This is a genomic window from Bacillus sp. PK6-16 (assembly GCF_056530295.1).
This window is the reverse complement of sequence record NZ_CP096511.1, coordinates 954361-972915: the sequence shown is the minus strand read 5'-3', so window position 1 is coordinate 972915 and position 18555 is coordinate 954361. Positions and strand designations below refer to the sequence as shown.

Annotated in this window: 20 protein-coding genes; 6 read left to right on the top strand and 14 right to left on the bottom strand. The window is 35.8% G+C overall.

Annotated features, from left to right (window positions below):
* Positions 1–526 precede the first annotated feature (526 nt).
* Positions 527–1210: a type 1 glutamine amidotransferase domain-containing protein gene (locus M1D66_RS05010; RefSeq protein WP_000823847.1), complete on the top strand. Its 684-nt coding sequence runs from the start codon at positions 527–529 to the stop codon at positions 1208–1210.
* 48 nt (positions 1211–1258) lie between these two features.
* Here the strand turns inward: M1D66_RS05010 and M1D66_RS05005 are convergent, their stop codons facing one another.
* The 5 genes from M1D66_RS05005 to M1D66_RS04985 form a co-directional block, all read right to left on the bottom strand.
* Positions 1259–1897, bottom strand: a complete 639-nt coding sequence (locus M1D66_RS05005) for a TetR/AcrR family transcriptional regulator (protein WP_001233006.1) — start codon at positions 1895–1897, stop codon at positions 1259–1261.
* Positions 1898–2218: 321 nt separating this feature from the next.
* A complete protein-coding gene (locus M1D66_RS05000) occupies positions 2219–2881 on the bottom strand; it encodes a type 1 glutamine amidotransferase domain-containing protein (RefSeq protein WP_000919609.1) in 663 nt (220 codons plus the stop codon).
* Between the two features lie 106 nt (positions 2882–2987).
* Positions 2988–3212 carry a spore germination transcription factor GerE gene (gene gerE, locus M1D66_RS04995; RefSeq protein WP_000659484.1) on the bottom strand — a complete coding sequence of 75 codons (225 nt, stop codon included), beginning with the start codon at positions 3210–3212 and terminating at the stop codon, positions 2988–2990.
* A 165-nt stretch (positions 3213–3377) separates the two neighbouring features.
* A complete protein-coding gene (locus M1D66_RS04990; protein WP_000732140.1) occupies positions 3378–4673 on the bottom strand; it encodes a purine/pyrimidine permease in 1296 nt (431 codons plus the stop codon).
* Between the two features lie 97 nt (positions 4674–4770).
* On the bottom strand, positions 4771–6012 hold the full coding sequence (locus M1D66_RS04985; RefSeq protein ID WP_000219562.1) for an amidohydrolase family protein: 1242 nt from the start codon (positions 6010–6012) through the stop codon (positions 4771–4773).
* A 184-nt stretch (positions 6013–6196) separates the two neighbouring features.
* On the opposite strand from M1D66_RS04985, the gene M1D66_RS04980 reads away from it, so the two are divergent.
* Positions 6197–6382, top strand: a complete 186-nt coding sequence (locus tag M1D66_RS04980) for a PspC domain-containing protein (RefSeq protein ID WP_000038411.1) — start codon at positions 6197–6199, stop codon at positions 6380–6382.
* Between the two features lie 61 nt (positions 6383–6443).
* Here M1D66_RS04980 and M1D66_RS04975 read toward each other — a convergent pair whose 3' ends face one another.
* A complete protein-coding gene (locus tag M1D66_RS04975) occupies positions 6444–7016 on the bottom strand; it encodes a helix-turn-helix domain-containing protein (RefSeq protein ID WP_000661924.1) in 573 nt (190 codons plus the stop codon).
* A gap of 100 nt (positions 7017–7116) precedes the next feature.
* On the opposite strand from M1D66_RS04975, the gene M1D66_RS04970 reads away from it, so the two are divergent.
* A complete protein-coding gene (locus M1D66_RS04970; RefSeq protein WP_001201629.1) occupies positions 7117–8082 on the top strand; it encodes a DMT family transporter in 966 nt (321 codons plus the stop codon).
* A 143-nt stretch (positions 8083–8225) separates the two neighbouring features.
* Positions 8226–8891 (top strand): aquaporin, encoded by a 666-nt coding sequence (locus M1D66_RS04965; protein ID WP_000913213.1) that lies wholly within the window; start codon positions 8226–8228, stop codon positions 8889–8891.
* Positions 8892–8951: 60 nt separating this feature from the next.
* On the opposite strand, the gene M1D66_RS04960 is transcribed toward M1D66_RS04965, so the two are convergent.
* The 3 genes from M1D66_RS04960 to M1D66_RS04950 all read right to left on the bottom strand — a co-directional run bounded on the left by M1D66_RS04960 (position 8952) and on the right by M1D66_RS04950 (position 11615).
* Complete coding sequence (locus M1D66_RS04960; RefSeq protein ID WP_000512998.1) at positions 8952–9383, bottom strand: Rrf2 family transcriptional regulator; 432 nt, start codon at positions 9381–9383, stop codon at positions 8952–8954.
* Positions 9384–9501: 118 nt separating this feature from the next.
* Positions 9502–10728, bottom strand: coding sequence for an ABC transporter permease (locus M1D66_RS04955; RefSeq protein WP_242555024.1), 1227 nt, complete (start codon positions 10726–10728; stop codon positions 9502–9504).
* A gap of 2 nt (positions 10729–10730) precedes the next feature.
* Positions 10731–11615: an ABC transporter ATP-binding protein gene (locus M1D66_RS04950; protein WP_000058117.1), complete on the bottom strand. Its 885-nt coding sequence runs from the start codon at positions 11613–11615 to the stop codon at positions 10731–10733.
* A 342-nt stretch (positions 11616–11957) separates the two neighbouring features.
* Between M1D66_RS04950 and M1D66_RS04945 the strand changes: the two genes are divergently transcribed.
* Positions 11958–12785 carry a 5'-nucleotidase, lipoprotein e(P4) family gene (locus M1D66_RS04945; protein WP_000782767.1) on the top strand — a complete coding sequence of 276 codons (828 nt, stop codon included), beginning with the start codon at positions 11958–11960 and terminating at the stop codon, positions 12783–12785.
* Between the two features lie 26 nt (positions 12786–12811).
* Here M1D66_RS04945 and motB read toward each other — a convergent pair whose 3' ends face one another.
* Both motB and motA read right to left on the bottom strand, forming a co-directional pair.
* The gene (gene motB / locus M1D66_RS04940; protein WP_001256734.1) at positions 12812–13600 is read right to left on the bottom strand and encodes a flagellar motor protein MotB; all 789 of its coding nucleotides are present in this window, start codon (positions 13598–13600) and stop codon (positions 12812–12814) included.
* On the bottom strand, positions 13590–14384 hold the full coding sequence (gene motA, locus M1D66_RS04935; RefSeq protein ID WP_000344863.1) for a flagellar motor stator protein MotA: 795 nt from the start codon (positions 14382–14384) through the stop codon (positions 13590–13592). Before motA ends, motB begins: the two co-directional genes overlap by 11 nt.
* 266 nt (positions 14385–14650) lie before the next feature.
* Between motA and M1D66_RS04930 the strand changes: the two genes are divergently transcribed.
* A complete protein-coding gene (locus tag M1D66_RS04930; protein WP_000720201.1) occupies positions 14651–15430 on the top strand; it encodes a M15 family metallopeptidase in 780 nt (259 codons plus the stop codon).
* A gap of 36 nt (positions 15431–15466) precedes the next feature.
* Here the strand turns inward: M1D66_RS04930 and M1D66_RS04925 are convergent, their stop codons facing one another.
* The 3 genes from M1D66_RS04925 to sdhA form a co-directional block, all read right to left on the bottom strand.
* Complete coding sequence (locus tag M1D66_RS04925; RefSeq protein WP_000822732.1) at positions 15467–15913, bottom strand: acyl-CoA thioesterase; 447 nt, start codon at positions 15911–15913, stop codon at positions 15467–15469.
* 92 nt (positions 15914–16005) lie between these two features.
* The gene (gene sdhB, locus M1D66_RS04920; RefSeq protein WP_001291827.1) at positions 16006–16767 is read right to left on the bottom strand and encodes a succinate dehydrogenase iron-sulfur subunit; all 762 of its coding nucleotides are present in this window, start codon (positions 16765–16767) and stop codon (positions 16006–16008) included.
* Positions 16760–18553, bottom strand: coding sequence for a succinate dehydrogenase flavoprotein subunit (gene sdhA / locus M1D66_RS04915; RefSeq protein ID WP_000676750.1), 1794 nt, complete (start codon positions 18551–18553; stop codon positions 16760–16762). Before sdhA ends, sdhB begins: the two co-directional genes overlap by 8 nt.
* Positions 18554–18555 lie beyond the last annotated feature (2 nt).

Below are 18555 nucleotides of genomic sequence, written 5' to 3'. Positions count from 1 at the left end.
GCAATTTTAAAACTATCAAACTATAGATAAAAAAATGAACTTATTTAAATGTTGTATCACCACTAAACAACTTCATTAAATGTGTAAAAGTTGCTAATTTATCGCGCGATAAAGTGAAACTTTAATCAGTGAGGTTTGTGTTCATCCCCCACTGATTATTAGCCCTCACCAATCGGGCTTTTACGGGCAGCCCAACCCCCACCTAACTTCTTTGCTTCCGCTGAATTTTGAGATGGAGGTCTTACTGCCCGTTAATGCGGGGTAAATTGAATTCGAAACGAAACACGTATGTTGTTCGATATTCATGGAACTATCATAGTTTCAGCATTACAGTTTGTCAACGAAAAATATACAAAGTAAACTAATTAAGCCTTTTTAGTTTACTTTGTTCAAAAGTTATTATACACTAATTTTGAAGCCGATATAAGGAGGACTGGCATGATTATTCAAATTTACATTTTTTAACTTAATAAAATGAAACGCATACAGAACTTTTATATAGAAGAGACATTATAGGAGGATTATGATGAAGAGAAAAATGTTAGTTGTATTAACAAGCGTAGAAAAATACCCAAATTTAAATAGGGCTACCGGACTTTGGCTTGGTGAAGCTGTACATTTCGTAAAAAAAGTAGAAGAAGCGGGTTACGAAGTTGATTACGTCAGTCCACAAGGCGGTTATACACCAATTGATCCACATAGTTTAGCAATGGCGGAGAGTATCGATTGGGAATGGTATCAAAAGAAAGAGTTTATGAATCGCCTCGGTTCTACAATGAAACCAAGTGAAGTGAATCCAGAAGACTACGCTGTTATTTATTACGCAGGTGGCCACGGGGTTATTTGGGACTTCCCAGAAAATAAAGAACTTCAAAATATTAGCCGCAATATTTATGAAAACGGCGGAATTGTTTCTTCGGTTTGTCATGGAGCTGCTGGTTTATTTCATATTACATTAAGCAATGGGGATCGTTTAATTAGCGGTAAGAAGGTAACAGGCTTTTCAAATGAAGAAGAAAAATTAGCTGAATTAGATCAATTCGTTCCATTTTTAACAGAAGATGAACTCATTAAAAATGGAGGACTTTACGAAAAAGCCGCGCAACCGTGGGAAGCTTATGCTCTAGAAGATAATCGTGTTATCACTGGTCAAAACCCAGCTTCAGGTGGTCTAGTAGCCGAATTAGTATTAAAACAATTGCAAAAATAATATGTACTAAAAAAGCAGATTCTCCTCTATTAAGGGAGATCTGCTTTTTTACGAAATCATTTGCAAAATAGCAATAACTTCTTTTTCAATTTCAGAATCATCAATTGCTTCTATATACTCTGGTTTAAAAAGTTGATACTTCTTTAATTGATAAAAATCAAGTATCGCTTTCTTTAACGTAATATCGTACTGAATACAAAAAGAATGATCTATAATACGTCTTAACATCACATCATCTTGTACCATAAATAATTGTGCATTCATTTTATTAAAATAACCTTGTTCCATACCCGCTTCAAAAAACATTTGCAAATTATGGTTACGATTTTGTTGGGCAGCGACTAATTGATCCGACAAATGCGGATATGCTTCTTTCAAATCTTGCAAAAAAACATCCGAAATATATGTCACACATTTTAAAGAATGGATAAACGTCTTTTGGAAACGTTCTGTAAATGACATACTTTCATCTTGATTATCCGCATCACCTTCGAGTAGATAGTTCATGAAATCCTCTACTACCGCCTCAATAATTTCATCTTTCGAAGAAAAACGTTTATATAAAGTAGCTTTACTAATATCCATATATTTCGCAATTTCATCTATTTTCAATTGGCTAAAACTTGTCTTTCTAATAATGGGCTTTATTTTATTAATATAAGTATTTGCACATGCGACTTTTCTCATTTAAAAGAGCCTCCCCTTTTGTCCATACAAAATAGTATAGCAAATTCACGAATGATTATAAATGAAGTTATTATACTCATTATGCCTTTTTAGTTTATTACATTTTCATATACTATACATAAAAAACTATAATCAATTATTACCAACTGGACGGTTACAAACCAATTTTGAGGCGGGAATTTTAGAATAAAGTGAAACTTTAATCAGTGGGAGTTTTGTTCATCCCCCACTGATTATTAGCCCTCACCAATCGCGGTCCTACTACCTGGAAAATAGAGGGATAAAAATACCCACTACCTTTGTTAGTAGCGGGTACTTTTTCTATAATTTATTTACAGCCCTTTTTATAGCCTTACCTATTTCCACGCTAGACTGTGGATTTTGTCCTGTAATTAAATGACCATCTACTACTACATGCGGCGTAAAATTGGGGGCTACATAAAACAAAGCTCCTTCTTCTTTCAACTTACTTTCTAGCAAAAACGGAACGCGCTTTTCTAAATGTACAGCTCTTTCTTCATCGTTTGTATAACCTGTTATACGCTTACCCGCAACAAAAAACGAGCCATCCTTATTTTTCACACCGATTAAAGAGCTTACTCCGTGACAAACAGCCGCTACAATCCGGTTATTGTTATACATATTCTCAATCAAATTTGCTACATATGGATTACCTGGAAAATCTACAATCGCCCCGTGCCCACCACCAAATAAAACCGCATCATAATCCGAAAAATGAACATTTGAAATCGGCCTCGTATTTTGCAATAAAGAAGCTACATGCTTGAATTCGCGAGGTATACCATTCGGAATAGACACTCTATCTATAGGTACTCTCCCGCCTTTTATTGACACAATATCAACATCAAACTTAGCCTTTTTTAATACATGATAAGGAGCTGCGAGCTCTTCAAGCCACAAACCAGTCGGGTGTCCATTCATATCATGAGCACTTGTTGAAACTAACAATATCCTTTTCAACATATCCCCTCCTTATTACCTATTTATGTATGAAACGTTTTTATCATTCATATAGCAAGTGAAGCAAACAAAAAAATAGCCGACTTTTATATAAAAGTCGGCTGCTTTCTTATAATTCGAGCTCTCCCATACGAAGAAGCTCCACAACTGCTTGTGAACGTCCTTTAACCCCTAGCTTTTGCATTGCGTTTGAGATGTGGTTGCGAACTGTCTTTTCACTTATAAAAAGTTCACCTGCAATTTCCTTCGTTGTTTTATCTTGAACCAGCAATTCAAATACTTCTCTCTCTCTCTTTGTGAGTAAAGGTTTAGATTGATACGCTTTTTCCTTCAACTGGTATAACCCTCCTTGCTTAAGCCAGAGCTGTGTATGTGTAAGTTGGGTGTTTATTTAGTCAAGATATTGTATGAACGAAATGTGCAGGTGGTGAATGAAAATGGGCTTTATTTCCTATGTTATTTTAGACTTTTATACAGTGCGTACACTCTTTTTATCCACTTACTTTCCAACGCGCCATATTTGTTCTAGCAATATACTTACAACCGTACCTACAAATAAGCCATTACCGAATATATATTGCATAACAGACGGCAAGGATTGGAGTGCTCCAGACGGTAAAAACATAACGCCGCTGCCAAATAATACTGCAACGCCTAAAATCGTTACATTCCTTTCACTCATCGGCACTTGTTTTATATTATTAAATCCAATTCCAATTAACTGTACGAACGAAGCCATTAAAACAGCCGATGCGACAGCTGATGGTAAAGATGCTAAGTAACGAATAATACTTGGAAAAAGAGACATTACGACTAGTAACGCACATGCCATTAAGAACGATCGGATATATTTTTGTTTTGTTAAACGTATAAATCCTGCCGTTGCTGGTAACGGAACGACACCTACAGTTGAAAATACAGAAGAGATGATATGCGAAATCCCCCCAACCCATGTTCCATCTTTCAACTGTTTTTGTTCAATAGTCGCTTTATGAATAGTTGCTTGATTAATTGCTATAATAGCTGCCACCGTATTCGAAACTAAAATACATACCATAACAAAACTTGATACAGCCATACCTGTATTCCATTTTGGAAGTCCCCAAGCAAATATATGTGGAAGTTGCACAAAATGAGTTACTTGAGATGGGATTGTCACTTTTCCTGCAATGAGAAAAATAATCCACCCACTAATTAATCCTATTAAAACTGCATAACTTTTGACAAAGCCTTTTCCAAAATTAGATAGTATAATAACGAACAGAAATATACTAAACGCGATCATTGCTGTAAATCCGTCGATTTGAGAAATAGTAGCTGTAATTCCTAACATTCCTTTTAAAAATACACCACTTAATTGTAAACATAATAAAAGTAAAAACGTCCCTGTCACAAGCGGCGTAAATAAAAATAAAATACGTCCTATAAAACCAGTTACTCCTAATCCTATTAAAATAATACCGGAGATTATCATTCCTAATTCTAAAATTTGCAGTGTACTATGTAATTGATCTTGTCCGGCCGTTGCATAAGCAAGTACGGTAAATACACCAACCCAAGATCCAGCCGGCCCATCCGCAATTGGTAGTCTATGCCCAAGCCATCCTTGTAAAAAAGAAGATATACCAACTACAAAAAACGTACGCTGCATTAAATAAAATATTTCTTCCGTCGTAAGATGAAATAATCCGCCAACGACAATTGGTAGTGCGATTGAATTTGCTAATAAAAATATAAACCATTGTAAAGTTCCCATAATATGATTTTGGTTATGTTGATTGTCCAATTTTTTCATCCCTTCTAGCTTTCCTATAAAAATATATTGTAAGAATAAAAAAGAAGAGTTCTATACTCACCATTAGAACCCTCCTCAAAATATTTAAACGATTCTTCTACACAAGATTATTTAATTCCACCTCATTTAAACTTCCAACAACAATATTTCCTTTATACACGACTAAACGTTTTTCTGTTTGACGTGCTACTGCTTCAGCAGCGCATGTCGCATTCGTCAAAACAAAGCTCGCTTCATCCCCTACATTCGGCCATACTCGTTTCCCTTCCTTATTTAACGCTTCTTTTCCTCCTGTAATAAAGCGGAGTGCTTTTCCTAAAGACCTTTCGTCACTCCACCCAAAACGCTCTGCTAATCGATTCGCCTTTTGAAGCATATCACCTGTTCCAAACGGTGACCAATGATCTGTAATGCTATCATTGCCTAATGAAACCTTAACACCTTTTTTATCTAATAACGGAATTGGGATTACTTGTTTACCAATTGGCACTGTTGAAGTAATATCAATATTTACATTTGCGAGTCTTTCTGCCACTTCTTCAGCCTCTTTATCAGTAACACCACCAAGTCCAAGTGCATGACTAATCGTTACACGGCCTTGCCATCCTGCTTCTTCTGTTAAACTTGCCAATCTCTTCATCGTAAACGTTCCAAGATTATTCGCATCGTGCAAATGAATATCAACATCCGCATTAAATTCGACTGCGATATCCATAATTGTATGTAATGACTTTTCGATGTCATTATCCACTGTAGCTGGATCTACTCCTCCGACTAGATGAGCACCCATACGCATCGCATCTTTCACGAGTTGCACAGAATTACTGCGCAATAATCCATGTTGCGGAAACGCAACAATTCTACTAGATACTCGATTTTTATATGTTTCTAATGCCGCTAACGTCGCCTCCAAATTACCAAGCCCAATAATTGGATCAACATTACAATGCGTTCTAATATTCGTTGCACCATTTTGCAGTAGTAACTCTAGCATATTTTCCGCTCTATTTTGGGCAGTCGCTAATTGCTTTGGTAAAATTTTTTCTTCTTCATTAAAACGTGTAAAAATACTTTCTGCTGGCATACAAGCTTTCCATGGGCCACTATAATATGTTTTATCAATGTGAATGTGCATCTCTTTGAAAGCTGGCAACATTAATAAGTTCTTAGCATCAAAAGTTACTATATCTTCCTCTTGAACAATCCCTTTTATAATTTTTTTAATTCGACCATCTTCAATAAGTAAACTGCATAATTCTGTTTCTGTTTGTGAAATTCTCTCTTCTTCATATGTATATCCTGATTCAAGCATTACGTTAGTCAACCAATATACTGTCATCTCTATTTCCCCACCCTTTATTAAAAATCACCTCATAACTACAAGTTTAATATCCACTGAAAATTAAGACAATTAATACGATCACTTCTCACAAAAAAAATGTAATACAACCCCATAGTCTTCTCATAAATTTCCATATAGAATAAAAGTATGCAGTTTGATATAAAAAGGAGTTGATTGGAATATGTCAAAAAAGTTATGTAAATCCGAAACTGATAAAATGCTATTTGGTATATGTGGTGGTTTAGGAGAATATTTTGATATTAGCTCTACTCTTATTCGTATCATTTGGGTTATTGCTGTTTTATGTTTTGGGACAGGATTTTTAGTTTATTTCATTTGTTTATTACTTATGCCACGTTCGTACTAACGGCATTATTTCACATACTTAAGAAGAGCAAATCACCTATAGAATCCTATAGGTGATTTTTTCATGAAGAATATTTCATCGTTAAATGTAATACCGCCACTTCTTCTTCTTCATTTTTATAAATATGCTTCTTATTCGCTTCAAATTGAATGGAATCAAACTCATTTAATTCGTATACATCATTCTCCACTTGAATAGACACTTTCCCTTTCATTACCGTTACAAGCTCAATCGCACCTTCATGATGAGCTTCTGGCTCATATATACTATTTGATCGTAAACAAGCACGGTGCATTTCCATCCCTGTTTCTTTCGTATAACGGAACATCGTTTCTAAATGCCACGCTTGTCCTTCATCTACTGCAAATCCTTCTCCACAGCGCGCAACAGCTACAGGTTCTCCAACAACCATTAATCTGGATAAAGGAATTGATAATCCTTTCGTTATTTTCCAAATGACAGCTAGTGTCGGATTTGTTTCCCCTCTTTCGATCTTTCCTAATGTTAATTTACTAACTCCTGTTTTATGGGCTAATTCTTCTAAACTTAATTTCTGTTCATTTCGAATTTGTCTCAATAACTGTCCAACTTGTTGAATGACTTCTTTCGTTTGCATATCTTCATTTTCTTTCATATATAAAACCACCTTAAAGTATAAAATAGTTTACTTTTAATAATTAAAAGTATATTATACTATACATAATTATTTATTTTCGAAAGGAGTGCTATACTTCATGCGCGCAATTTTATTAGGTCTTTTATCATCGGCCTTTTTTTCTGCAACCTTTATTATTAATAGAGCAATGAATGTATCTGGAACGAGCTGGGCTTGGACAGCTTCCTTCCGTTTTTTATTTGCTCTTCCTATTTTATTCCTTATCGTTTTATTTCGCAAAAACTTTAGGGGATTATGGGAAGAGTTAAAAAAACATCCATTGGCATGGATCGGGTGGGGTTCTGTTGCCGGTATTGGTTTTTATTCTTTATTAAGTTTCGCAGCTGTCTTTTCTCCAGCTTGGCTCGTTGCTGGAACTTGGCAAGTTACGATTTTAGCTGGTTTACTACTATCACCACTATTTTTCGTGAAAATAGAAACAAAATCAGGTACAAAACTTGTACGTGGAAAAATTCCACTTCGTAGCTTATATGTTGCATTATTTATTTTACTTGGTGTAATTTGTATGCAAGCAACTGCCGCAGGCCATATTACAATGACTCAGTTCATTTCAGGTTTTTTACCTGTCGTATTAGCCGCTTTCTTATATCCGTTCGGTAACCGAAAAATGATGGAGCTTGTTGGTGGACGCCTTGATACGTTCCAACGTGTATTAGGAATGGCAATTGGAAGTCTTCCTATAACAATCTTGCTTGGTATATACGGATTTTCTACTACTGGCATTCCAACATCCAACCAAATGCTTCAAGGATTTTTGTTAGCGTTATGTTCCGGCGTTATTGCAACGATGACATTTTTCTTTGCTACTGACTTAGCAAAAGATAACCTCGCTCTACTTGGAGCTGTTGAAGCAACACAAGCTGGAACGATGGTCTTTACCGTACTTGGAGAAATCATTTTCTTAAATGGTTCACTCCCTGAAGGACTTTCTCTCATCGGAATGATTATTATCATGTTAGGAATGGTTGCAAATAGTATTTTAAACCGTTCTGTTCCAGTTGTTAAACAGAAAAAATCGGCATAAAAAAAGGGTATGGTTCTATAGAGATGAACCATACTCTTTTTTATTGTCCCCCTATTTCGCCTTATCAGAATAGTATTTCATTGGCTGTTTATACTAAAACTTATGTTATAATACGTTTCATGCGCATTAATAGGAGGTAAATTATGTTAAAAAAAGCAATCGCTGAATTTATTGGTACATTTGTACTTGTATTATTCGGAACTGGAGTAGCTGTCACTGGCGGCGGAATTGAAGGAATTGGAACATTAGGAATCGCTATGGCTTTCGGTCTATCTATTGTAGCTATGGCATATAGCATCGGAACAATTTCTGGATGTCACATTAACCCAGCAGTATCAGTAGCTATGTTCATCAACAAACGAATGAACGCTATGGAACTTTGTTATTATGTATTAGCTCAAATTTTAGGTGGTTTATTAGGAACTGCAACGTTAGTAACAATTTTAAAATCTGCTAAAACACCTTTAGATAATTTAGGACAAAATGGTTTCGGAACTCTTGGTTTATCTGGAGCATTTTTAGTTGAGTTCATTTTAACTTTCGTATTTATTTTAGTTATCGTTGCTGTAACAGGTAAAAAAGGAAGTTCTTCTTTAGCTGGACTAGTAATTGGTTTCACATTAGTTTTAATTCACTTATTAGGAATTCCGTTAACTGGAACATCTGTTAACCCAGCTCGTAGTATCGCACCAGCTTTATTTGTTGGTGGAGAAGCACTTTCTCAACTATGGGTATTCATCGTAGCACCAATTCTTGGTGGTATCTTCGCAGCTATCGTAGGTAAATTCATTTTAAATACTGAAAAATAGAATTTTCAATATTTCTGAATAAAAAAATGCGAGCCCTCATTATGAGGAAGCTCGCTTTTTTTATTCTTTCATTTTAGACTTTAAATTTGTAACTAATTGATCTACCGTTACATTTGCAAGTACGTTTTCCATCGCTTCTTGCGCTTGCATTAAAATAATTTCTAATACTGATTGAATATTAGCTCCTACTGGACATTCAATGTTGGGATTTTCATGGAAGGAAAATAGTTGTCCTTCTTCTACAACTTCCACTGCTTTATATACATCAAGTAATGTAATTTCTTCTAAATCTCGAGCAAGTGTCGTACCACCTTTACCAGCTTGTACATCAACAAGCCCTGCTCTCTTCAACATTCCTGTAATGCGACGAATCACAACTGGATTTGTATTCACACTACCGGCAATCCATTCAGAGGTACAGCGAGAGTTTCGATCTATCGCAAGTAATGTCAGCATATGAACACCTACTGTAAAACGACTACTAATCCCCATCTGCACACCCTCCTTTTTATTCATTCTATTAAAAGACGACTCTTATTATTATATACTATTTTTAATTTATACATAAAGAAAAAGCATGATTTCAATAGGAAATCATGCTTTTCTCTCATTATTGACGCTTTATAAATTTCGCTAAATCTTTAAATTTCACTTTATCTGAGTAATTCATTACGCCGTTTACGTAAATGCGGCTTGTAACAGCATTTAATATCGCAATTGTCGCCAATAAGACTGCTAATGTTATCGTAATTTCTAGCATACCTGCTTCACCAGCTACAATACGTGAAAAAGTAACCATCGGTGTAAAAAATGGAACGTAAGAACTTACAACAACGATAGTACTATTCGGATCACTTAATGATTTAATACTAATGAAGAATGCAGCCATAATTAAAATCATTACCGGGAAAGATACAGCTTGTAAATCCTCCGTCTTAGACACGACAGCTCCAGCAGCAGCATACATCATCGCATAAAGTAAATATCCCGTAATGAAATAAACAAGAAACATGCTGATAACCTTTGCATCTAATTTCGTAAAGTCAATTGGAATACCAAATAGTGAGGCACTTTCTAAATCGACCCAGCCTAACAAATATGGAATAAGATAACCACACGCCAATATGACAAGTTGCAATAACGCCGTTGAAACAACCGCTAAAATTTTCGCATACAACATCGTAAGAGGCTTCACTTTCGGAAGCATTACTTCCATTACACGTGACGCCTTTTCAGATGCAATATTCATTGCGATTGTATTTCCGAACGCTACAATAAACATATATAAAGCAAATGTAAAGAAATAGGCAATTCCGAAAGAAGATGTACGATCTTTTATCGCTTCTTGCTTTACTTGAATTTCTGTTTGTAATTGCTGTGCAATTTCTGGTGAAACATTATTTTTGGCAATCGTCACCATCGTATATTGTTGCTTTAAATATCCTGCCATAATTGCAGAAGTTGCTTGGCTTGGAAATCCATTATACATATATGTAATCGATGGAGCCCCACCCTTTTCCGTCACATGGAATAGACCATCTAAATCGCCTTCTTCTACTTGCTTATGCAGTTTATCAAAATCATCCTTTGAACCAATTGTTATTTTTGCTGATGGCAATAGCTTATTTAGCTCATCTTTTTGTACTTTATATGTGGAACTCTCTACTACAACTGCAATTTTATCTTTATCCTTATTTTTATCATCGCCTGAAGTAAAATGATTAAATGCAAAAATCCCAAACACAACTAAAAATAAAATCGCACTCGTAATTAATGATTTCTTAGATAAAAACGCTTCCCTAAAATAAAATGAAAATACGTGAGAAAATTTACGCATCGTTATTTCGCCCTCTCTACAAAGATTTCGTTTAACGTCGGCTCTAACATTTTGAATTGTCGTAAGCTAACACCTTGCTCTTGCAACTGTTGCAAAATCTTGAGAGCTTCCGCATCGTCTTGTACTTTCACATAAAGAAGGCCTTGTTGTTTTTCATACGATACATGTATAGCTTCTAATCCCTTTTCATTCTCTACTGTATCTTCAATCGTTAAATTACGGAAACCGTATTCTTTCTTAATATCACTTAGCTGTCCTTTTACGACTGCTTCACCTTTTTTCAAAATACATACATGTTGGCAAAAAGCCTCTACTTGTTCCATACGATGACTTGATAAAATAATCGTCTTTCCGCTCTGTACTTGTTCTTCAATAATACTAGCTAGCATCCCAGCATTAACTGGATCAAGGCCGCTGAATGGTTCATCTAGAATGAGAAGTTCCGGATTATGAAGAAGAGCAGCAATTAATTGTATTTTTTGCTGATTCCCTTTTGAAAGCTCTCCAGCCGTTTTAAATTTATATTCTGGTATCGCTAAACGCTCTAACCAGTGATCAATAGCGTGATCCACTTCTTTCTTCGACATTCCTTCTAATCTACCAAAATATCGCAGCTGATCTATTACTCTACTTTTTGTATATAAACCTCTTTCTTCTGGTAAATACCCAATTGTTACACCACTATTTCCAAATGCTTTTCCATCCCATGTAATCGAACCTTCATTAGGCGTTAATAATCCGAGAAGCATTTTGATTGTTGTTGTTTTCCCTGCACCATTTCGTCCAAGTAACCCTAGTACTTCACCTTTTGGTAACGAAATTTGCAAACCGTTAACTGCTTTTGATTCCCCAAATTGTTTCGTTAAGTTTTGAATTTGTAAACTCAAGTATAAAGCCTCCCCTTTAGTATCATTCGTACTCTCTTTCAAAGACTATGTTTATTCAAGACAAAATATAGCACCACGCTTCATCCTCTTATATGTAAACATCGTCATGAATCCATCATTTGTTCTATTTAGTTAAAATTGTAAATAACAAAGTTCTTTTTGTCAATTATAATTGTCATTACGACAATAAAACTTGTCAAAACAACTATTATTATTTTGCTCATCTTTCTAATATAGGACATACTACTATATATACAAAAGACAATATGCAAATGTTCATATAAAAATATTATATTTTAATATATAATATAAAATGATTTTCTAACATCAAGGAGGATACATATGAAGATGAAGAGGGGCATTACCACTTTATTATCTGTAGCGGTTCTATCTACATCACTTGTAGCATGTTCAGGAACACCAGAGAAAACAGTGGCGAAAGAAGAGAAAGTAAAATTAACAGAACAACAATTAATGGCTGATTTATGGTATCAAACAGCCGGTGAAACGAAAGCACTTTACTACCAAGGGTACAACATTGGTCAATTAAAGCTTGATGCAATTCTTGCAAAAGGGACAGAGAAAAAACCTGCTATCGTGCTTGATTTAGACGAAACTGTTTTAGATAACAGTCCTCATCAGGCAATGAGCGTAAAAACAGGCAAAGGCTATCCTTACAAATGGGATGATTGGATTAACAAAGCTGAAGCTGAAGCCCTTCCAGGCGCAATTGATTTCTTAAAATATACAGAGTCTAAAGGTGTAGATATTTACTACATCTCAAATCGTAAAACGAATCAACTAGATGCAACAATTAAAAATCTTGAGCGTGTAGGTGCTCCTCAAGCAACGAAAGAACATATATTACTACAAGATCCGAAAGAAAAAGGAAAAGAAAAACGCCGTGAACTCGTTTCTCAAACCCATGATATTGTCTTATTCTTCGGTGATAACTTATCTGATTTCACAGGTTTTGATGGAAAATCTGTAAAAGATCGTAACCAAACAGTAGCAGATTCAAAAGCACAATTTGGTGAGAAATTCATTATTTTCCCGAATCCAATGTATGGCGATTGGGAAGGCGCTTTATATGATTATGATTTCAAAAAATCAGATGCAGAAAAAGATAAAATCCGTCGCGACAACTTAAAATCATTTGATGTAAAATAAAAGAGGATGGCATTCGCCATCCTCTTTTATTTTACTTTCTCTGTTAAAGGCAAGATAAATACTTCCACACGTCTATTCTTTGCCTTTCCTTCTTGTGTATCGTTTGGAGCAATTGAACGGTATTCTCCGTATCCAATCGCACTAAATTTTTCTGGTTGTAATTCTTTATTTTGCAGTAATACTTGCATAAAATTAACTGCCCGCTGCGTACTTAATTCCCAATTCGACGCAAACTGCGCATTGGCAATAGGGACATTATCCGTATGACCCGATACTGTAATTTCACGAGGTGACGCTGAAACAAGTAAGCTAGACATCTCTTTTGCAATCCCTAAAGATTCTAATTTCACATCTGCTTTCCCCGAATCAAACAGTATATTTTCTAATATTGTCACCATTAATCCCTTTTCAGTTAATTTAGTTTGAAAAGAAGAAGATAATTGTTTTTCATTAATATATTGATCAATCTTTTTTTGTAATGCTTTCAATTCATCCATCTCTTTTTTTTCTTTAGCTCTAGCTTCTTCTTGTTTTTTTGCTTGTTCTGCCTCAAGGCTACTTGCTGATAATTCTTTTTCATCATTTGGCTTTTGATCACTTAAAAATTCTTTGTTACCTGTTCCCCCAGCTAATTCACTTCGAAAAGCAACTGCCATCTGTTTAAACTTCGCAGCATCTATACTACTCATTGCGAATAAAACGATAAACAATGCAAATAACAACGTTAACATATCAGAATATGGGATTAACCACGTTTCATCGATATGCTCATCATGTTTTTTCTTTTTGCCTCTTCTATTTTTCTTACTCCGCATTTTTTTCTGCTCCTTTTTCTAGCTTTTTACGCTCAGTTGCAGAAAGTGCACCTAAAATGCGGTTCTTCATAATAAACGGATATGTACCTTCTTGTAACATTAATAAACAATCAATGATTAAACGTTTTTTCTCAATTTCAGCTGAAGATTTTTGCTTTAACTTATTTGCAAATGGATGCCATAATACGTAACCTGAAAAAATACCAAAAATCGTTGCAATAAACGCACCCGAAATAGCATGACCTAACTTTTCAATATCAGTTAAGTTACCAAGCGCAGCTACAAGACCGATAACAGCACCTAAAACTCCTAATGTCGGTGCATACGTACCAGCTTGTGAAAAAATAGCAGCTCCCTTTGCATGTCTTTCTTCAATTGCCTCTAATTCAGATTCCAAAATCTGCTCTAAATCTTCTGCGGATACGCCATCAATCACAAATTTCATACCGCGCAAAAGAAATTCATCTTGAATTTTGTCTAATTGTTGCTCTAAAGACAAAATACCGTATTTTCTACTTTCAGATGTCCAATGAACAAATAATTCTAGCAACTGTTCATAACTTAAATCCTTTTTATTTGAACCAAAAAGAACTTTAAATAGTTTTGGAACCCTTTTTAGTTGATTCATCGGAAATGCAATACATACTGCAGCAAATGTACCGATAAAAATAATTAATGCTGCGGCAGGATTTAATAAGGCTGTTACGTCAGCGCCCTTGACGACCATCCCTACTACCACTGCTACAAATCCTAAAACAAGTCCAATAATTGTTGCAAAATCCATTCCCATTCACTCCTAGTCTATACAAGAAGTTCTTTATTCTCGATAATCGCTACATCTTCTTATGTATATATATTACATAAAAAATGCAAATCATGAAAGATAAGAAATGAATTATATAAAAAAATACTACAAATTCACACATTTTCTGACATTTTCTTTGCATTTCTATTACGTTATGACTCTTATATTCCTTTTCCAACAAACTAGATTTATAATAAAAAAACAATACACATTTTATGAAGAAGGGACTGTGATTACAAGGCATCATGAAAAAGATAATAATTATTTCTGCCACTACTATTGTAATCGGGATCACATCTTTCGCTTACTTTGGTTCTAAAACACCACTACATAATGAAGCAAAAGCTGTCGAAAGTCAAAAGCATAATAACCATAAAAAAGAAGAGATTCCTGCTTTTCCAAAAGCTGATCATAATGCAAAGAAAATAGACAATGACTTTTCAGTTGTAACAAATCCAAAATCTAATCTTGTCTTAATTAATAAACATCGAAAACTACCAGATGGATACATTCCTGAAGACTTAACGAGACCAAATGTACCATTTATTAGTCCAAAAGATAAAGAAAAAACATTGCTGCGCAAAGATGCTGCCGAGGCACTTGAAAACATGTTCAAAGCTGCGAAAAAAGAAGGGCTTGATCTTACAGCTGTATCTGGTTATCGTTCATACAAACGCCAAAAATCGTTGCATGATACATACGTTAGACGTCAAGGAAAAGCCGAAGCTAATTCGGTAAGCGCAATTCCTGGTACAAGTGAACACCAAACGGGTTTAGCAATGGATATTAGTTCAAAATCAGCTAAATTTCAATTAGAGCCTATCTTCGGAGAGACAGCAGAAGGAAAATGGGTCGCGGAACATGCTCATGAATTCGGCTTTGTCATTCGTTACTTAGAAGATAAAACAGATACAACAGAATATGCCTATGAACCATGGCACTTACGCTACGTTGGTAATCCATACGCTACATACCTATATAAACATCACTTAACATTAGAAGAAGCGATGGAAGACAAAAAATAAGAGAGCAAATTGCTCTCTTATTTTTCTTTCACTCTATTATTGTAGTAATTTCTTCTTCCATTCTTCAGGCCATGGTTCGCCTCTTCCTGTTTTTTTCGAAGCTTGAACCATCATTCCACGACCTACTAAACAAATCTCTCCTGCTGCATTCTTCACCATATAATGTAAATCTAAAGAAGAATTCCCGACCGATCCTGCCTTTACATACACCTTCAGCTGTTCATCAAAATATATTTGCTTAATAAAATTACATTGTAAATCCGCAACAACGATCATCGTTTCTGATGATGCATGTGTCCACTCTTGCATAAATCCAAGTTCTTTAAACAACGCAATACGAGCTTCTTCAAAATAAGTAAACGCAACGACATTATTTACATGTCCAAACATATCTACTTCACCAAAACGAACCTTTACAGGGTTGTAAAACGAAAAACCACTTTCCCATTGCTCAAAGTCTTCAATATAAGAAATCCTCTTCATTGTTATCTCTCCTTTTCACCTTGAAATAAACAGAATAAACAGAAAAATATAGTTATAAATATTGCCTCTTCGATATGAAGAGGCAATATTTATTAATAGTTATTATCGCTACCAAAGAAATCTTTGAACGATTGAATTGTTGTATCACGGTTTAATGCCGCAATTGAAGTTGTTAAAGGAATACCCTTCGGACATGATTGCACACAGTTTTGAGAGTTACCACAGTTTGCTAGTCCTCCATCTCCCATAATTGCACGTAAGCGATCTGCTTTATGCATTTCACCCGTTGGATGTGAGTTGAATAAGCGAGCTTGTGATAACGGTGCTGGTCCAATAAAGTCAGACTTACTGTTTACGTTTGGACATGATTCTAAGCAAACACCACATGTCATACATTTTGAAAGCTCATAAGCCCATTGACGCTTTTTCTCAGGCATTCTTGGTCCTGGACCTAGGTCATACGTACCATCAATTGGAATCCACGCTTTAACGCGTTTTAGAGCATTAAACATGCGACTACGATCAACTTGTAAGTCACGTACAACCGGGAATGTCTTCATCGGTTTTAAGCGAATTGGTTGCTCTAATTGATCAATAAGTGCCGTACATGATTGACGTGGTTTTCCGTTAATCACCATCGAACATGCACCACATACTTCCTCTAAGCAGTTCATATCCCATGCAATCGGAGTTGTTTGGTTCCCTTTTGAATCAACAGGATTACGACGGATTTCCATAAGTGCTGAGATAATATTCATATTCGGACGATATGGAATTTCAAATTCTTGGTCAAACGCTTGCGCATCTGGCCCGTCTTGTCTCGTAATGATGAGGCGGATTGTTTTCTCAGACATGTTGTTTATCCCCCTTCTCTTCACCCTTAGCAGCTACATCGTGTTTTGAAGAATAATCACGTTTACGCGGTTTAATTAACGAAATATCAACGTCCTCGTAATGGAATGCTGGTGCATTTCCTTCTCCCTCAAATTTTGCCATCGTAGTTTTTAAGAAGTTTGCATCATCACGATTTGGGAATTCAGGTTTGTAATGCGCCCCACGGCTCTCATTACGGTTATATGCGCCAATTGTAATAACACGTGCTAACTCAAACATATTTGCAAGTTGGCGTGTAAATGAAGCACCTTGGTTACTCCATCTTGCTGTATCGTTAATGTTAATACGTTTGTAACGAGCCATTAATTCTTCAATTTTCGCATCTGTTTCTAATAATTTTTTATTTTCACGAACTACTGTAACGTTATCTGTCATCCATTCTCCAAGCTCTTTATGAAGAACATACGCATTTTCGTTACCATCCATCGTTAAAATATTGTTAAATTTCTCTGTTTCGATTAATTCATTTTGCTCATATACAGTAGATGAAACAGCATCAGATGATTTAGAAAGACCTTTCATATACTCAATTGCGTTTGGTCCTGCTACCATACCACCATAAATTGCTGATAATAGTGAGTTCGCACCAAGACGGTTACCACCGTGCATAGAATAATCACACTCACCTGCTGCAAATAAACCTGGAATATTTGTCATCTGTTTATAATCAACCCATAGTCCGCCCATTGAATAGTGAACAGCTGGGAAGATTTTCATCGGTAGTTTACGAGGATCATCCCCTGTAAATTTCTCATAGATTTCAATAATTCCACCTAGTTTAATATCTAGTTCTTTTGGATCTTTATGAGAAAGATCTAAGTACACCATGTTTTCACCGTTAATACCTAGTTTTTGCTCTACGCAAACATCAAAGATTTCACGCGTTGCGATGTCACGAGGTACAAGGTTTCCGTAAGCCGGATATTTTTCTTCTAAGAAGTACCATGGTTTACCATCTTTATATGTCCAAACACGTCCACCTTCACCACGTGCAGATTCACTCATAAGACGTAATTTATCGTCTCCAGGAATTGCCGTTGGGTGAATTTGAATGAACTCACCGTTTGCATAATATGCGCCTTGTTGATATACAGCAGAAGCTGCTGTACCTGTATTGATAATGGAGTTTGTTGATTTTCCGAAAATGATACCAGGGCCCCCTGTTGCCATAATCACGGCATCTGCTCCGAAACTTCTAATCTCCATAGTTTGTAAGTCTTGTGCAACGATTCCTCGGCACACACCTTCATCATCAACAACAGCTCGTAAGAAATCCCAACCTTCATATTTCGTTACAAGTCCTGCTACTTCGTGACGACGTACTTGCTCATCTAATGCGTAAAGTAATTGCTGTCCAGTTGTTGCACCAGCAAATGCTGTACGGTGATGTTGCGTTCCACCAAATCGACGGAAATCAAGAAGTCCTTCTTCCGTACGGTTGAACATAACACCCATACGGTCCATTAAATGAATGATACCAGGTGCTGCTTCACACATTGCTTTAACTGGTGGTTGGTTCGCTAAGAAGTCCCCACCATAAATTGTATCGTCAAAGTGGATCCATGGAGAATCCCCTTCACCTTTCGTATTTACGGCACCGTTAATTCCGCCCTGAGCACATACAGAATGTGAACGTTTTACTGGTACTAAAGAAAACAGTTCAACATTTACTCCTGCTTCTGCCGCTTTAATCGTTGCCATTAAGCCAGCCAAGCCACCGCCGACTACTATAAGTTTCCCTTTCATGC

Bases quoted from the DNA above. Each gene is read 5' to 3' on its own strand.
- M1D66_RS04980 (WP_000038411.1), top strand. From the start codon at position 6,197: ATGTCAAAAAAGTTATGTAAATCCGAAACTGATAAAATGCTATTTGGT.
- sdhA (WP_000676750.1), bottom strand. From the start codon at position 18,553: ATGAAAGGGAAACTTATAGTAGTCGGCGGTGGCTTGGCTGGCTTAATG.
- M1D66_RS04990 (WP_000732140.1), bottom strand. From the start codon at position 4,673: ATGAAAAAATTGGACAATCAACATAACCAAAATCATATTATGGGAACT.
- M1D66_RS04930 (WP_000720201.1), top strand. From the start codon at position 14,651: ATGAAAAAGATAATAATTATTTCTGCCACTACTATTGTAATCGGGATC.
- M1D66_RS05000 (WP_000919609.1), bottom strand. From the start codon at position 2,881: ATGTTGAAAAGGATATTGTTAGTTTCAACAAGTGCTCATGATATGAAT.
- M1D66_RS04985 (WP_000219562.1), bottom strand. From the start codon at position 6,012: ATGACAGTATATTGGTTGACTAACGTAATGCTTGAATCAGGATATACA.
- M1D66_RS04965 (WP_000913213.1), top strand. From the start codon at position 8,226: ATGTTAAAAAAAGCAATCGCTGAATTTATTGGTACATTTGTACTTGTA.
- M1D66_RS05005 (WP_001233006.1), bottom strand. From the start codon at position 1,897: ATGAGAAAAGTCGCATGTGCAAATACTTATATTAATAAAATAAAGCCC.
- M1D66_RS04955 (WP_242555024.1), bottom strand. From the start codon at position 10,728: ATGCGTAAATTTTCTCACGTATTTTCATTTTATTTTAGGGAAGCGTTT.
- motB (WP_001256734.1), bottom strand. From the start codon at position 13,600: ATGCGGAGTAAGAAAAATAGAAGAGGCAAAAAGAAAAAACATGATGAG.
- motA (WP_000344863.1), bottom strand. From the start codon at position 14,384: ATGGATTTTGCAACAATTATTGGACTTGTTTTAGGATTTGTAGCAGTG.
- sdhB (WP_001291827.1), bottom strand. From the start codon at position 16,767: ATGTCTGAGAAAACAATCCGCCTCATCATTACGAGACAAGACGGGCCA.
- M1D66_RS04970 (WP_001201629.1), top strand. From the start codon at position 7,117: ATGCGCGCAATTTTATTAGGTCTTTTATCATCGGCCTTTTTTTCTGCA.
- M1D66_RS05010 (WP_000823847.1), top strand. From the start codon at position 527: ATGAAGAGAAAAATGTTAGTTGTATTAACAAGCGTAGAAAAATACCCA.
- M1D66_RS04945 (WP_000782767.1), top strand. From the start codon at position 11,958: ATGAAGATGAAGAGGGGCATTACCACTTTATTATCTGTAGCGGTTCTA.
- M1D66_RS04975 (WP_000661924.1), bottom strand. From the start codon at position 7,016: ATGAAAGAAAATGAAGATATGCAAACGAAAGAAGTCATTCAACAAGTT.
- M1D66_RS04925 (WP_000822732.1), bottom strand. From the start codon at position 15,913: ATGAAGAGGATTTCTTATATTGAAGACTTTGAGCAATGGGAAAGTGGT.
- M1D66_RS04960 (WP_000512998.1), bottom strand. From the start codon at position 9,383: ATGGGGATTAGTAGTCGTTTTACAGTAGGTGTTCATATGCTGACATTA.